Below are 14,970 nucleotides of genomic sequence, written 5' to 3'. Positions count from 1 at the left end.
CCCGGACACCCTCCCGACGACGGCGCACGCCGGATCGGCACTGCGAACCCGGCCGGTGTACTCGCCGACCGGCCTCGATCGTCGAGCAGGTCGCCGAACTCGGCCGGATGAGCGAGGCGATCGCGGTGTTCGGCATCGGCTGCCACACCGCCTGCTCCGACAACCTGGACATCGAGGTGCTCCAGGCCCCGCACGGGCGCACCCCGTCCCCGGCCGCCGGAGCCCCGATCGGCTGGTTCGTGGACACCGCCGCCGCGCCCGCCTGCCTCGCGAACACGCACGCCGCCCCGGAAGGAACCACCACATGGCCGACCTGAACCCCCCGGCACCCATCGTGGTCGGCATCATGTACCCCCCGGCCTGGGACATCCGCCCCGCACACGCGCTCGCCGCCGACCTGGACGCGGTGCGCGCGCTCGATCCGCGCATCGAGATCGTGGACTGCCGCTACCTCGAACCCGAGGACCTGCGCACCGCCCGCGGCCGACCGGGTGCCGCGAGCCGGCCCGAACTGCGCTCGCTCGCGCCCGAGTTGACCACCGAACAACGCGCTCTCCTGGCCCGGGTCGAGATCGCCCTGGTCGCCGATCTGCCGTTCGACGTGGCGGCGCTGGCGCCGAACCTGCGCTGGGTACAGAGCTGCGCGGCGGGCAACGGCCAACTGCTCTCGGCGGGCCTGCCCACCGAGCGCATCCGGTTGACCGGCGCGGCCGGGGTCAACGGTGCGCCGATCGCGGAGTTCGTGTTGGCCCGACTGCTCGCCTTCGTCAAACGCCATCGCGACCTGGACACGGCGCAGCGGGCCCGGCGGTGGCGGCCGGCGTTCGGCGGTCTCGTCCAGGGCCGCACGCTCGGCCTGATCGGCGTGGGCGGGATCGGTACCCAGATCGCCCGCCGGGCCCAGGCGTTCGGGATGCGGGTGCATGCGACGCGGCGGCGGGTGGAGTTGCCCGCCGAGCATGTGGATCGGCTCTATCACCCGGACGACCTGCACGAGATGTTGGCGGGTTGCGACGCGGTGGTGTCGGCGGTGCCGGAGACGGCGGACACGGTGGGCACGATGAACACGGCCGCGTTCGCCGCGATGCGCGAGGGCGCGTTCTACTGCAACGTCGGGCGGGGTTCGTTCGTGGTCGAGCCGGACCTGATCGCGGCACTGCGCGGCGGCCGGCTGGGCGGCGCGGCGCTGGACGTGGTCGCCGACGAGCCGCTGTCGGCGGACGATCCGCTGTGGACGGCGCCGAACCTGTACCTGTCCGCGCACTGCTCCAGCGCGGCCCTCGAACACTTCACCGAGGTGTTCCGCCTGTTCCGGGACAACCTCGGCCGCTACCTGGCGGGCGAGCAGTTGCGCAACACGATCGACGCTCAAGCGGGTTGCTGACCACGCGGAGGCGCGGACCCGCACCGACACGGGAATCCCCACCGGAAACCCCACCGGAAACCCCACCGGAAACCCCGCCGGAAACCCCATCGACCCGAGGACGGATCAGATGAGCGAGGAAACCGTGCCCGGCACGGACGAGTCGACCGCCGAACGCACGCTCGGCGGCATCGGCACGCGGGTGTTGTTCGAGGACGACCGGGTCCGAATCTGGGAGTTGGACCTGGCCCCCGGCGCCCGCAGCGACGTGCATCGGCACGAACTGGACTACTACCTGGTGCAGATCGCGGGCGATCGCATCGCGGTTGAGCCCGAGCCGGACAGCGCGGGCGAGTACCGCGAGTACTTCGCCGCCGACGTGGTCCCGGGCGTGGTCGTGCCGATGCGTCGCGGCGGGGTGGAGACCGCGGTCAACGTCGGCGAGCAGCGGTATCACGAGATCATCGTCGAACTGAAGGACCGGTAGGTCGTCCGCGAAGGGGTCGGCGCCCCGTACCTCGGCCACCGGCCGGGTACGGCGCCGCCGACTGGTGGGACACATCACCGAATACAGCACCGAACGCACGACCGAAGACATGACCGAAGACACGATCGAACGCACGACCGACGGCAACCCGCCGCCCCCGCTCCCCTCCCACCCCTGAACCCCCGAACCCCCCACATCGGCTCCGGTCGACCCCTACGCTCGTGCACACGGGTGGGTCAGGGCGAGCGTGTTGCGCTCGATCGGTCGTTGGGGGACGCCGTGGTGGATCCGATCGTGCTGATGGCGAGCCGTGTCCTGGCGCCCGCGCTGACCGGCGGCGGCCGGCAGTTGCACCGCAGGTTCCGGCTCGCGCGCGGGTCGTGGGACGAGCGGGCCTGGGCCAAGGCCGTGCACAAGCTCGCCGAGGACTGCGCGGCGTTGCGGCGCAGCGAGTTCGCCGCGCTCGACGACGCCCGCTGGATGCGGGCCACCGAGGCGGCGGCCGAGGCCCTGACCGCGAGCGGGCCGCTGGACACCCGGGTGACGCTGGGTCGGGCGATGGACCCAGACCGGCTCACCGAGCACATCCTGCGCCTGGACGAGCGCCGCCCGGATCGGGCCGACGTACGCGACGTGCCCGAGGCGTACCGCCGGATCGTGGGACTGGCCTGCGCCGAACTGATCGCCTGCGTACGGCGCAGCCCCGACTTCCCGGCACTGGTGGCCGTCGAGCAACTGGCCCGCCTGGAACGGATCGAGCAGTACGTCACCCCGCCCTCCGACGCGGCGCTCCGCACGTTCGAACAGGACTACTGCGCGAGTGTGGCCCGCGCGCTCGACCGGCTCGAATTGTTCGGGGTCACCCTCAAGGACCCCGACTTCCGGTATCCGATGAGCACCGCCTATGTCAGCCTGGCCGTCGGCGAAGGCGATCCGAGCACACTGCGCGGCACCCGGGTCGAGGACGTGCTGGCCGGCCGGCGCCGGGTCCTGGTGCGCGGCGAGGCGGGATCGGGCAAGACCACCCTGCTGCACCGCCTCGCGGTGTGGGCCGCGCGCGACGGCTTCCCGGCGGCGCTGAGCGATCGTGAGGGCACCGTCCCGTTCTTCCTGCCGCTGCGGCACTTCCCGTTCGCGGAGCGGGTACCCACGCCGGAGGACTTCCTCGACCACACGGGAACCCTGCTGCGCGGCGAACTGCCCCCGGGCTGGGTACGCGAACTGCTGCGCACGGGCCGGGCGCTGGTGCTGATCGACGGCGTCGACGAGATCCCGCTCGTGGACCGGCCGCGGCTGACCGACTGGATCGGCGAGTTGTGCGCGCACTATCCGAGGGCCTGGCTGGTGGCCACCTCGCGGCCCGCCGCCGTTCCCGACACCTGGCTCGCCGACCAGGACTTCGTGTCGCTGCGTCTGCAACCGATGGAGCTCGCCGACCAGCGCGAGTTCGTCGTCCACTGGTACGGCGCGGTGCCGGCCGAACCGGCCCCCGGGCAGCCGTCGCACGACGCGTACCGGGCGGACCTGCTCGACAAGCTGCCGACCCGGCGTCACCTGCGCCGCCTCGCGGCCAATCCGCTGCTGTGCGCGCTGATCTGCACGCTGCACCGCGAGCGCCGGATGGAGGTGCCCGACGACCGCGTCAAGCTGTACGAGGCGGCGCTGGAGATGTTGCTGATCCGCCGGGACCGGGACCGCCGGGTGGTCACCGCGGAGGCCACCCTGCTGGGCGATCGGGCGCAGGAGGCGATCGTCCGGCAGTTCGCGTGCTGGATGGTGCGCAACGGCCACACCGAGGTGCCGCGCGAGATCGCCGTGGCGCAGATCGGCCGCTACCTCGCGCGTACCCTCGGCGCCGACCTGGAACCCGAGCGAGTGTTGCGGCACCTGCTGGTGCGCTCCGGCGTGCTGCGCGAACCGAGCCCGGGGCACGTGGACTTCGTACACCGCACCTTCCAGGAGTTCCTGGCCGCGCGCCAACTCCTGGAGGACGGCGACACGGGCCTGCTGGTGAAGAACGCGGACGAGGACGACCGCTGGCGCGAGGTGTTCACGATGGCGGTCGGCCTGGCCCGCGAGGGTGAGCGCGACCAGTTGATCCGCGGCCTGCTCGGCCGGGCCCGGCGCAGCCGCAAACGCCGCGGCGCCCTGCTCCTGCTCGCGGTCGACGCGATCGGCAACGCGCCGACGCTGGATCCGGGGCTGCGCGCGGAGGTGGTGCGCAGGTCGGCGACGCTGCTGCCGCCGGCGACGTACGAACAGGCCCGGCAGTTGGCAACGTTGGGAGAGGTGGTCCTGGATCTGTTACCGCCGCCGATGTCGCCGATCGACGGTCCGACGGTGCGACTCGCGGCCTGGGTCGGGGGTGAGATCGCGCTCGAATACCTGTCCCGGGTGGCCGCGTTGACACAGCGAGCGGACGACGAGGAGGCCCAGTCCACGATCACGCTGCTGATCGAAGCCGCGAACTCCTTCCCCGTCCGGGTGTTCGGCGAGCGGGTGATCGCCCACTGCCGGGTGCCGGATGGCAAGCTCGTCGCGATCAGCTCGTCGACCGGGGCCGAACTGTTCGGCTACCTGCGTCCCGTCCCCACGGCGCGCATCGGCACTTCGAGCCGGCTCGTCCGACCGTCGCCGGCCTTCTTCCACTCGCTGCGGAAGCTGCGGGTGGTCCACGCACCGCACTCCGGCGAGGCGATTCACGCACTCAACCTGTTCATGGACGGTGCGTCACTGGAGGAGTTGACGATCGAACTGCTGATCCCCCGCGACAAGTCGACGACCACCCCCCTGTCCGGGGAAGGGGGCCTTCACGAGTGGACCGCCTACCTCACCTCAACCGGCCTGTTCCTCCCGAACCTGACCGCCCTGAAGCGCATGACCGTCACCATCCAGGTGACGTTCACACAACGCGGAGCGACGGCGATGGCCCCCGACGTCCTCATCGGCTGGGCTCCCGAGGACCCCTCGTGACCCCCGACCGACCCACCGCCGCCGACCCGTCCCTCGCCCTCCTCCGCGTCGCCTTCGACCGCGGCCTCCCCTACCTGTGCGCCGCGCTGGGCATCGAGCGGCACGAGTTCCGCTACGCCGACCTGCGCCGGTTGCCCGGGCGCTTCACCCTCGCCTGCGCGGATCTGCGCCGGCGGCAGTTCGCCGACCTCGGCGATCGGGCCTGGCTGTTGGCGGGCGAAGAGGCCCGGGACGCGTTCGCCGACCTCGCCGACCGCCCGATCCCGGCCCTGCGCGCCGACAGGACGACACCGACCACTCTCGCCGACCACATCCGTCCCGTTCCGCCCGGCGGTTCGGACCGGATCCACGCCGCCTCCCGGGCGCTGCTCGCACTGGCCTGCGCCGAACTGCTCGACCACCTCCGCGAGCGTCCGGACGCCGACCCGGGCGATGCCGCGCGCACCGGCCCCACCGCCTCCCCGGACTTCGTCGACTTCGAACACCGCTACCTGGACGAGGTGTCCGCCACCCTCGACCGGCTGGAACTGTTCGGCGTCACCCTCAACCGGCGGAAGTTCAACTACCCGATGTCCACCGCGTACATCAGCCTGACCGCACACGACGTGGACCAGCCCGCCTACCTGCTGCCCCAACCCATCGAACAGGCCCTCCAGGGCCGGCAGCGCGCACTGATCCGCGGCGACGCGGGCTCCGGCAAGACCACGCTCCTGCAACGCCTCGCGGTCTGGGCGGCCCGCGCCGAATTCCCCGACGAACTGGCCGGCTGGAACGGGTGTGTGCCGTTCTTCCTCCCGCTGCGGCACTTCCCGCTCCGCCCACCCGATCCCGACGAATTCCTCGACTCCACCGGCGCCGCGCTGCGCCCGCAACTGCCGCATGGCTGGGTGAGCGCCGTACTCCTCGCCGGGCGGGCCCTGGTGTTGATCGACGGCATCGACGAACTCCCCGTCGAGGTACGGCCGCACTACGTGCGCTGGTTGCGCCGACTCACCCGGGAGTACGGCCGCTCGCGCTTCATCGTCACCTCCCGCCAACCCGCCGTGCCGGCCGACTGGCTGCGCGACGAGCATTTCCTGTCCCTCGAACTGCGCCCGATGAACCTGACCGACCAGCGCGCGTTCGTCACGCACTGGCACAACGCGATGCGCGAGACGGCGCTCCGTGCCGGGGAACCGTTTCCCGACCACCACGAGAACGACCTCGCCGACAAGCTCACCGTCCGCAGCGACCTGCGCCGACTGGCCGCCAACCCGCTGCTCGCCGCACTGGTGTGCGCGCTGCACCACGACCGGCGCATGCAACTGCCCGAAGACCGGATGAAGTTGTACGAGGCGGCCCTGGAGATGCTGCTCGTGCGCCGCGACGAGCGCAAGGGCGTGCGGGCCGTCGAGGGCGTACGGATCGCCGAACGCAAGCAGGAGGCGCTGCTCCAGCGACTGGCGTACGGGATGCTCCGCGACCAGCTCACCGAGATCGACCGGGACCTGGCCGTGCGCCGCATCGCCGAGTTCATGTCCCGGATGTCGATCACCGACACCGCGCCCGCGCAGGTGTTCCGACACCTGCTGATCCGCACCGGGCTGTTGCGCGAACCGAGCCCGGGACGCGTCGACTTCGTACACCGGACCTTCCAGGACTACCTGGCCGCCCGACAGGCGCTGGAGGAGCACGCGCACGCCCTGCTGATCCGCAACGCGCACCTGGACACCTGGCGGGAGGTCTTCGTGATGGCCGTCGGCCACGCCCGCGAACAGGAGCGCAACCGGCTGCTGCGCGGCCTGCTGCGGCGGGCGAACTGGCGCCGGCGCGACCACTACCTCCTGCTGCTCGCGGCCGAGTGCCTGGGCAACGCCCCCGTACTCGATCCGCAGCTCCGCGAGGTGATCACCAGCCGCACCCGCACGATGTTGCCGCCGAGAACGCTGGACCAGGCGAAACGACTGGCCGGCCTGGGCGAACCCGTCCTGGACCTGCTGCAGGGCCCGGAATACCTCGACGACGACGCCAGGATCGCGACCGTCGCCACCGCGGCGTCGGTCGGCACCGAGGCCGCGATGCAGTTCATCGCCCGCTTCGCGCCCAACGCCGGCGAATCCATGCAGCGCTACCTCCTCCGCATCTGGCACGACTTCGATCCGGAGATCTACGGCAGACTCGTCCTCTCCCGATTGCGGGTCACCGTCCCGCTCACCGTCTACCGGGCGGAGACCGCCCGCGCCCTGCGGCACGCCCGGAACGTGCACACGTTGCGCGTCGAGGGCATGCGCGAGATGGCGGCGCTGAGCGAGATCCCCGGGCTGACCAGGCTGTCCATCGCCATCCGCGACACGGTTCCCGACCTGCGGCCGTTGCGTACGACGAAGACCCTGACCCACCTGTGGCTGATCTGCGACGAGCCGCCGCGCAATCTCAACGAGATCAATCGACTGCCCGAGCTGACCAGTGTCCTGCTGACCATCGACCCGGTCGACGACGTGTCCCCGCTGCGCACCGTGCCCGTGGACCTGGTGCCGCTGCGCCGTCACCGGGCGCGGATCAATCTGGATGATGAAGGTCGATATCCCGTGCTGGGCTCCACGCCCTATCGGGTCAGCGGCGCGCACGCGCGTTCGTGGGATTGGTGACACCGGAGGAGCAACAGGCGGCTGAGGCAAGGAAATTGGGCGTTCCGGCTGCTCGGCGCGGCAATCGGGTCCGGGTGGACCGCAAAGTTCTCGGATTGTTTGCGGGGTGTTCGGTTAGTCCTTTCGGGTGTTGGGCTCGAATGGGGCTTCGGGCCCGGGCTCGGTGCGGTAGACAAGGGGGCATGCCTCTGAAGACGCGTGCCGCCAGGGTCGGCTCGATGGATGTGAATCGTATGGCCCCGGTGGAATTGCGGGTGTTCGCCCTGTTCGCCGCGGCAGCCGCGGCAGGCCAGACCGTCACCATCCGGGAGGTGGCCGGACTGGCCGGGCCCAACGGGCGCACGATCGGCTCGCGCAGTGCGATGAGCATCGCCGGCGATCTGGTCGACAGCGGTCTGCTCGCCCTGTCCCCACCGTTGGCCTCGGTCGGGCTCGACGGGCCGATCGAGGTGTCCGTGGCCGGCCGGAGCACGACGGAGGGCGCCGCCAAACCGGTGCTGCCGCGCCCGATGTCGCCGACCATGCCGGAGTTGCGCGAACCGGTCGGGCCCGGGGCCGTGCCCGAACAGGCCCGCGGCGCGCGGCCCGTGCCGGAGCCTCGGCTGTCGAAGGAGGCCCGTCGGCCGCGTGAGCAGAAGGGCGCCAGGGACGGCGAGCAGACCGGGCTGCGGCGCTTCGGCGTGCTGACCGTGCCGCCGGGGCTGCCGGACGCGCTGCTGGCCGAACTCACCTCGATCGTCGAGGGTTTCCGGGCGCATCAGGCCTCCGGGGTGGCCGATCTGACGGTGGTCGCCGAGTTGACCAAGCGCAAGGCCGCCGCGCTCGCGGTGTGGGCCGAGGTGCCGTATCCGCTGGGCACGGGGCTGGTCCGGGCCGAGGCGGAGCGGGCCCGCCGGGCGCACGAGACGACGTTGCAGCAGTTGGCCCAGCAGCGGGGCATCCCGTGGGAGAGCGCCCGCCCCGGCGCGGAGCCCGGCGGGCACTGGGCGGTGAGCGGGTTGGGCGAGCCGGTGCGCGGCGCACTGACCTACATCGGCCGCACCGCCCCGGGCACCGCGCCCGTGGCCCGACTGCTCGCGCTGGTCTGCCTGTTGCGCGGGGTGGGCACCGGCGTCGCCAACCTGACCGGCCCCGACCTGCGCGGCGTGTGCGGCAAGGAGGCGGAGTCGGCGGTCGGCGAGTTGACCGAGTCCGGCTGGCTCAGCGTCGACGTCGATGACCTGCTGGCCACCGAGGAGGACCCGGTCGGCTGCGGCGTCCCCGGCGTGGAGGGGTTCACCCTGGGCAAGCTGCCCCGGACCCGGTCGTCGGGCTGGGTGGCCCGGCTGATCGCGCACAAGAAGCTCCGCAAACAACCGGCGCGGGTACGACTGGCCGCACTCGGCATCACCTCGCACTGCGACGCGCACGGTGCGGCCCGGGCCGATCTCGACTTCCTCGCCGGCCTCACCGCGAGCACCCCGGAGGAGGCGACGGCGGCGGCCGAGGTGCTGGTGGCCGAGGGCTGGCTGACCGAGGCCCACGTCGAAGAGGGCATGCTGCACGCCCGGCTCGACCCGGATCAGCTGATCTTCGTCGAGGCCCTGCGCACGAACACCCCGGTACAGACCCTCCAGGCGGCGGCCAAGGCGGCAGCCGCCGCAGAGGCGGAGTCCGCGCCGAAGGAACAGCCCACACCCCCGACCGAGCCGACCACCTGAGAACGACAACGCACACCACGCACACGACCACCTCCCGCGCCGGGTCCGGGTCCGGGTCCGGGTGAGCCGGCGACGGCCGCCCGGACCCGTCGACCCCGCCCAGTCGGCCCATAGCCGATCCGAGCCGGCACCGGGAGGTCGCCGGATCCGGGGCGGAAGAGGAGTCCGTGCCACAGGAACAGCCCACACCCCGGACGAGCCGACGACCCGAGAACGACAACTCGCGCCACACACACGACCACCGCCCCTGCGCGTCCGGGTCCCGGTGAGCCGCTGACGGCCGACCCGGACCCGCCGCCCCCGCCCGAGCCGGCACCGGGAGGTCGCCGGATCCGGGGCGGAGGAGGAGTCCATGCCACAGGAACAGCCCACACCCCGGCCGAGCCGACGGCCCGAGAACGACAACTCGCGCCACGCACACGACCACCGCCCCTGCGCGTCCGGGTCCCGGTGAGCCGCTGACGGCCGACCCGGACCCGCCGACCCCGCCCGAGCCGGCACCGGGAGGTCGCCGGATCCGGGTGCGCCACTGACGGCCCGACCCGGCTCGGCCGGAACCATCCGGGCCGGAACGGCCGCAGGCAGGTGGACCACCGCACCCGGCACGGCCCACGCCGCCGTGCGAGCCGGCACGTCCCGGGCCGGCACGTCGGCAACCACGACATGGGCGCCACCGAGCCACCGACCGATGCGCCCGGAGATCCCCACCACTCGCGCACCGCCATGCCCCTCCACAGCGAGCCCATCCCCGTCTCGCCTCCCCCCACCGGCCGGCTCCCACGGGTCCTCCCCACCGGCCACCTTCCCGCCGGGCTCTCTCCATGGGCCTCTCCCCACCGGGCTCTCCCCTCCAGCCCCTTTCCCGCCGGCCCCTTTCCCGCCGGCCTCTCTCCACCGGCCTCTCTCCACCGGCCTCTCTCCACCGGCCTCTCTCCACCGGCCTCTCCCCACCGGCCTCTCCCCACCGGCCCCTTTCCCGTCAGGCTCTCCCCACCGGATCCTTCCCAGCGGGCCCCTTCCCACCGCGCCCCCTCCACCGGGCCTCCTTCCCGCCAGGCCCGAAGGGGTGGGTGTACGCCATGTGTGATGCGGGGGCGTGGCGGGCCTTCCGGTGTGACGGTCGGTCGCCGGGCGGCGGGTCGCCGGTCTTCGGGCCGGCGGATGTTCGCCTGCCCGTCACCCGCGATCCGCTCCCCGGTAGGGCGCGGGGCGATGAACTGCGTACGTCCGCCCCCCGCCGGGCCCGCACCGCCGACCCCCGTCGACAGGCGCGAGCGTCCGGCTCTCCGCGTCCTCGAAAGGGCATTTCGTGTCGGCCTCCCCCCAGCCTCCCTCCGGCGTATCCCGCCGCCGCCTGTTCCAACTCGGCGCGGGCGGCGCGGGTCTCGCCGTCGCCGGCTCCCTCCTGCCGCCGTCCGTCCAGCAGGCCCTCGCCTCCCCGCCCCGGCGCGGCGGGTTGAAGGCGATCAAGCACGTGGTCGTACTGGTCCAGGAGAATCGCTCCTTCGACCACTACTACGGCACGCTGCGCGGCGTCCGGGGCTTCGGCGACCGCAACGCGATCCGCCTGCGCGACGGCGGCAGCGTGTTCGAGCAGCCCGGCGGCACGGCCGGCCACGTCCTGCCCTTCCCGGTGCGCAAGGCAGCCCAGGACGCGTCGAAGGACCTCCAGTACATCGGCGCGCTCGACCACAGCTGGGACGGCGGCCACAAGGCCTGGAACGACGGCTGGAACGACGGCTGGATCGGCGCCAAGTCGCCCGCCACGATGGCCTTCTACGACCGCACCGACCTGCCGTTCCACTACGAACTGGCGGACACCTTCACGATCTGCGACGCGTACCACTGCGCGCTGCCGTCGTCCACCTCGCCCAACCGCAACTACCTGGTCAGCGGCTACACCGGCTACGAGCCGGGCAGCACCACGCGACGGGCGATCGACAACGCCGCGTACTCCGAGGACACCCACGCCGGCTACTCCTGGACCACCTACGCCGAGGAGCTGCAGCGCGCGGGCCGGTCCTGGAAGGTCTACCAGGAGTGGGACAACTACCAGGACAACAACCTGGAGTTCTACGTCTCGTTCAAGCAGGTCGCGCGCAAGGCGCTCGCCGCGGCCGGCGGCTTCAAGAGCCTGGACTCGTTCTACGGCAAGCTCGCCGGCGTGCCCGCCGCCGAGCAGGACGCCATGCTGGCCAAGCTGGAACAGGGCGTCGCCACGCTCTCGCCCGCCGAGCGGGTGCTCTACGAACGCGGCCTGCGCCGCGGCCGCCCGCACTCGCTCGCCGACGCGCTGCGCGCCGACATCGCGGCGGGGACCCTGCCCGAGGTGTCCTACCTGGTGCCCTCCGCCGCCGACTCCGAGCACCCGAGCGCCTCCTCGCCCGCCGCCAGCGCGACGATCACCTACCAGGTGCTCGACGCGATCGCGTCCAACCGGGAGATCTGGGACTCGACCGTCGTGCTGCTCACGTTCGACGAGAACGACGGCTTCTTCGACCACGTGCCGGCGCCCTGCCCGCCGGCGGAGGTCACCGACGAGTACTACAACGGGCTGCCCATCGGCTTCGGCGCGCGCGTGCCGATGATGATCGTGTCGCCGTGGACGGTCGGCGGCTACGTCTCGTCGGAGATCTTCGACCACACCTCGGTGACCCGGTTCCTGGAGACCTGGACCGGCGTGCGCGCGCCCGACATCAGCGCCTGGCGGCGGACCGTGTCCGGCGACCTGACCGGCGCGTTCGACTTCGACCGGGCCCGCCGCTCGCAGGTACCGCCGCGCCCGGCCCCGGCCCCCGCGTTCACCTCGCGCTGGCGGCCCGCGCCGCCGGCGAACCAGAAGCTGCCCGAGCCGGAGCGCGGTCGCCGCCCGGCCAGGCCGCTGCCGTACCAGCCGGACGCCTCCGCGCGGCTGGACGCCTCCAAGCGCACGCTGACGCTCGACCTCGCCAACGGCGGGCAGTCCAGCGTGCACCTGCAACTGTTCCCGTACTCCGGGGACCTGGCCAAGCCGAAGCACTACGACGTGCGCGGCCGGCGCTCGGACACGATCGCGCTCAAGGGCGAGCACTACGACCTGACGCTGGTCGGCCCGAACGGCTTCCGCCGCGAGTTCGCCGGGGCGATCGCGCCGACCACGCCCGGGGCGGGCGCCGAGGTCACCTCGCGGGTACGCTCCACCGGGCGCATGCTCGACCTCGAACTGGTCAACCACGGCAAGCAGTCGGTGACCTTCAAGCTCACCCCCAACGCCTACGGGCAGGGCTGCTCCGACCGCGAGCGTACGATCACTCTCAAGCCCGGCCGCGACCGCACGGTGCACTGGTCGACGGGCTCGGCCGACGGCTGGTACGACGTCACGGTGACCATCGAGGGCGCCGACGGCTTCGTCCGACGTCTGGCCGGTCACATCGAGAACGGTCGGGAGAGCGTCAGCGGCTGACCCGCGACCGACCCGACTCGCGACGTGGGTCGCCCGGAGGCCGGCGCGGCGTCTCCGGGCGGCCCACCGGCCACGCCGGGCAAGCTGCCGCGCCCGCACGACCCCGTACGCCCCGGCGCACTTCCCCGCGCCGGGACGTACGAGGGGGTGCGGGCGCGGGGGCCGAACACGAGCCGACCTCGGTCGCCACGACCCATCGGTGGGTCGTCGAGGCCGAGGTCGGGAGCGAAGCTCGAAGTCGGAGCCGGAGCCGGGGGTGGATCAGGGTCGGCTAGCGGTCGATGGATCCTCTCGGATGATCAGCGAACTTCTCGAACGTCAGTGCACCTTCTTGAAGACGGAGGAGTTCGCGGCCAGGCCGTTCTCCCACAGGTATTCCACGTCGCTGCGCTCCTGCTCGTCCGGCTGCGTGTTCGTGCAGGACGGGCCGGGGCCGCCGCCGGACATCAGTTCGCTGCACGGACCGGAGTAGTTGTCCGGCAGGCCGAGCACGTGACCGGTCTCGTGCGCGGCGACGCGGACCGAGTAGTACTCCTGGTTCTGTTGGTAGTCGAGGAAGATGTATCCGTGCCCGTGGCCGTCCGTGTCGGCGTAGGAGCCCTGCGGGTCGCTGCCCTCGTAGTAGGCGAAGTCGGCACCGCCGCCACCGCCCTCGCTCAACTGGACGTTGCTCACCGCGCTGTTCCAGATCTGCGCGCTCTGCGCTATCTCGGACGCGAACGACGGCGCCTGGCTGGCGTCGTAGGTGATGGTGACGCTCAGCAGACCCGGGTTGGCGGCCTGCTTGGCCTTGACGGACCTCATCACCGCGTCGAAGAACGCCTTGTTGCCGGCCTGGTCGGCGGCCGAGCCGACGTACGCGGAGGCGCTGTGGTGGCTGGGCACGGGCCGGTGGTGGGACGGGGACGCGGAGGCGGAGGCGGGTACCGCGGTCAGTGCGGCGGCCAGGCCGAGGCCGAGCGCGGCCGAGAACACCGTCCTGCGGCGGGAGACGTGGCGCGGGTGACGCGATCGAACGGGTCGATTCATTGGGGGACTCCATTCATGCCGGGAATCGGCGGTCGCCGGTGGGACGCCGGTGACTCGCCGGGGGAACTCCGGTCAGGGCGAGTCTGTCCCCGGTGACGACGAGCGCGGATGATGCCAGTGGGTGATAGCTCCGTCGGATCCGGTGGCGCCCGCCACCCCCGACATCCGGCCCTCGGTGCGCCGCGCGGTCAGGCCCGGAAGGGCAACGCGGTGCGCTCCCGGACCAGTTCGGCGTGCGGTGTACGGGTGCCGGCCGGGAGGGTGGCCAGCCACACCACGTCGGCGGCGGCCCGTTCGAGCGCCTCCTCCCGCGCGGCCGCGTCGCCCGGCGCGGCCGGATCCGGGCGGCCCACGCACGCGACGTTGACCACGATGTCGCGCCGAGCCGGGTCCGCGGCCAACTCCCGGGCCAGCACCTTCACCGCGGCCACCGTGCCGATCGCGGACGGGACGCCGATCCACGCCGGCCACCCCTCGGCCGCCGACCGCCCCTCTCGCACGGCCCGTACGTAGTCGTCCATCACCTCCGACAGGTCGGCCAGGCTCACCCGGTCCACGTCGAAGCGCGCGCGCAGCCGATGGGGCAGGTGCCGCAGACCGCCGAGGTCGCCGACCACGCACACGAACCGGGCCCCGTCGCGCAGTCGCGGCGCGAACGCCTCGATCAGCCTGCGGGTGCCGTGGTTGTTGGTGTCGACGTACGCCCCGACCTGGTCCTGGTTGCGGGTGGCGAGGTCGATCCGGGCGCCGGCGCCGCCGATCAGGATGTCCACGCCGCCGTGCCGGGCGGCGACGGTGTCGGCCAACGCCTCCGCGCCGGCCGGATCGCACAGGTCGAGCGCGGCCAGGCGCGGCGCGAACCCCTCGCGGCGCAGCCGGTCGACGGCGGCCCGTCCGCGTTCGGGGTCGCGGGCGGTGAGGTAGACGACGTCGTCGGCGGCGAGTCGGCGGCACAACCCGCGCAGCACGGCCAGGCCGAGTCGCCCGTTCCCCCCGGTGACGATGGCGGTTTTGGACATGGCACTCCCCGATTCCGTCGAGCCGTCGTACGTGGCGCGGGTTGCCGCGGGCCGAGTCGGGTGGAGTCGACCGGGCGGACCGGCGTGTGTCTACGATCGTGCCGAGGCGAGGGGCGGAACAACGGCGATGCCGGCAATGAGCGTTAACCCTCGGGTTAACGACGCGGGGCATCGCGGCGGATCGGTCGGCTCGACGACGACGGGGCAGGGCGGTACGGCCGGGCTTGGTGTGGCCGGGCTTGGTGCGGCCGGGTTTGGTGTGGCCGCGCTTGGCACGGCCGCGAGCGCGGCACGGCCGCGAGCGCGGCACGGCGATATGGCACGACGATA

9 protein-coding genes are annotated in these 14,970 nt (G+C 72.5%); 7 read left to right on the top strand and 2 right to left on the bottom strand.

The window, feature by feature from the left end:
* The first annotated feature begins 107 nt into the window (after positions 1 to 107).
* The 7 genes from EMA17_RS11655 to EMA17_RS11625 all read left to right on the top strand — a co-directional run bounded on the left by EMA17_RS11655 (position 108) and on the right by EMA17_RS11625 (position 12,592).
* Positions 108 to 317: a hypothetical protein gene (locus tag EMA17_RS11655; RefSeq protein WP_126636863.1), complete on the top strand. Its 210-nt coding sequence runs from the start codon at positions 108 to 110 to the stop codon at positions 315 to 317.
* Positions 305 to 1,384 carry a D-2-hydroxyacid dehydrogenase gene (locus tag EMA17_RS11650; RefSeq protein WP_126636862.1) on the top strand — a complete coding sequence of 360 codons (1,080 nt, stop codon included), beginning with the start codon at positions 305 to 307 and terminating at the stop codon, positions 1,382 to 1,384. The genes EMA17_RS11655 and EMA17_RS11650 overlap by 13 nt, the downstream gene beginning before the upstream one ends.
* Before the next feature lie 109 nt (positions 1,385 to 1,493).
* On the top strand, positions 1,494 to 1,850 hold the full coding sequence (locus EMA17_RS11645; RefSeq protein WP_126636861.1) for a cupin domain-containing protein: 357 nt from the start codon (positions 1,494 to 1,496) through the stop codon (positions 1,848 to 1,850).
* A gap of 231 nt (positions 1,851 to 2,081) precedes the next feature.
* Positions 2,082 to 4,823, top strand: coding sequence for an NACHT domain-containing protein (locus EMA17_RS11640; protein ID WP_371862989.1), 2,742 nt, complete (start codon positions 2,082 to 2,084; stop codon positions 4,821 to 4,823).
* Positions 4,820 to 7,450 (top strand): NACHT domain-containing protein, encoded by a 2,631-nt coding sequence (locus EMA17_RS11635; protein WP_126636859.1) that lies wholly within the window; start codon positions 4,820 to 4,822, stop codon positions 7,448 to 7,450. Before EMA17_RS11640 ends, EMA17_RS11635 begins: the two co-directional genes overlap by 4 nt.
* Positions 7,451 to 7,632: 182 nt before the next feature.
* The gene (locus EMA17_RS11630; RefSeq protein ID WP_126636858.1) at positions 7,633 to 9,150 is read left to right on the top strand and encodes a hypothetical protein; all 1,518 of its coding nucleotides are present in this window, start codon (positions 7,633 to 7,635) and stop codon (positions 9,148 to 9,150) included.
* Positions 9,151 to 10,459: 1,309 nt separating this feature from the next.
* Positions 10,460 to 12,592, top strand: a complete 2,133-nt coding sequence (locus EMA17_RS11625; RefSeq protein WP_126636857.1) for a phosphocholine-specific phospholipase C — start codon at positions 10,460 to 10,462, stop codon at positions 12,590 to 12,592.
* A 318-nt stretch (positions 12,593 to 12,910) separates the two neighbouring features.
* On the opposite strand, the gene snpA is transcribed toward EMA17_RS11625, so the two are convergent.
* Together snpA and EMA17_RS11615 are read right to left on the bottom strand one after the other, a co-directional pair.
* Positions 12,911 to 13,621: a snapalysin gene (gene snpA, locus EMA17_RS11620; RefSeq protein WP_126636856.1), complete on the bottom strand. Its 711-nt coding sequence runs from the start codon at positions 13,619 to 13,621 to the stop codon at positions 12,911 to 12,913.
* 188 nt (positions 13,622 to 13,809) lie between these two features.
* On the bottom strand, positions 13,810 to 14,640 hold the full coding sequence (locus tag EMA17_RS11615) for an SDR family NAD(P)-dependent oxidoreductase (protein WP_126636855.1): 831 nt from the start codon (positions 14,638 to 14,640) through the stop codon (positions 13,810 to 13,812).
* Between the last annotated feature and the right edge of the window lie 330 nt (positions 14,641 to 14,970).

Source organism: Embleya hyalina, from assembly GCF_003967355.1.
GTDB classification, from domain to species: Bacteria; Actinomycetota; Actinomycetes; order Streptomycetales; family Streptomycetaceae; genus Embleya; species Embleya hyalina.
The sequence above is the reverse complement of the archived record's forward strand: the minus strand, read 5'-3'. Positions and strand labels throughout refer to the sequence as shown.

Bases quoted from the DNA above. Each gene is read 5' to 3' on its own strand.
- EMA17_RS11650 (WP_126636862.1), top strand. From the start codon at position 305: ATGGCCGACCTGAACCCCCCGGCACCCATCGTGGTCGGCATCATGTAC.
- EMA17_RS11615 (WP_126636855.1), bottom strand. From the start codon at position 14,640: ATGTCCAAAACCGCCATCGTCACCGGGGGGAACGGGCGACTCGGCCTG.
- EMA17_RS11645 (WP_126636861.1), top strand. From the start codon at position 1,494: ATGAGCGAGGAAACCGTGCCCGGCACGGACGAGTCGACCGCCGAACGC.
- snpA (WP_126636856.1), bottom strand. From the start codon at position 13,621: ATGAATCGACCCGTTCGATCGCGTCACCCGCGCCACGTCTCCCGCCGC.
- EMA17_RS11630 (WP_126636858.1), top strand. From the start codon at position 7,633: ATGCCTCTGAAGACGCGTGCCGCCAGGGTCGGCTCGATGGATGTGAAT.
- EMA17_RS11655 (WP_126636863.1), top strand. From the start codon at position 108: ATGAGCGAGGCGATCGCGGTGTTCGGCATCGGCTGCCACACCGCCTGC.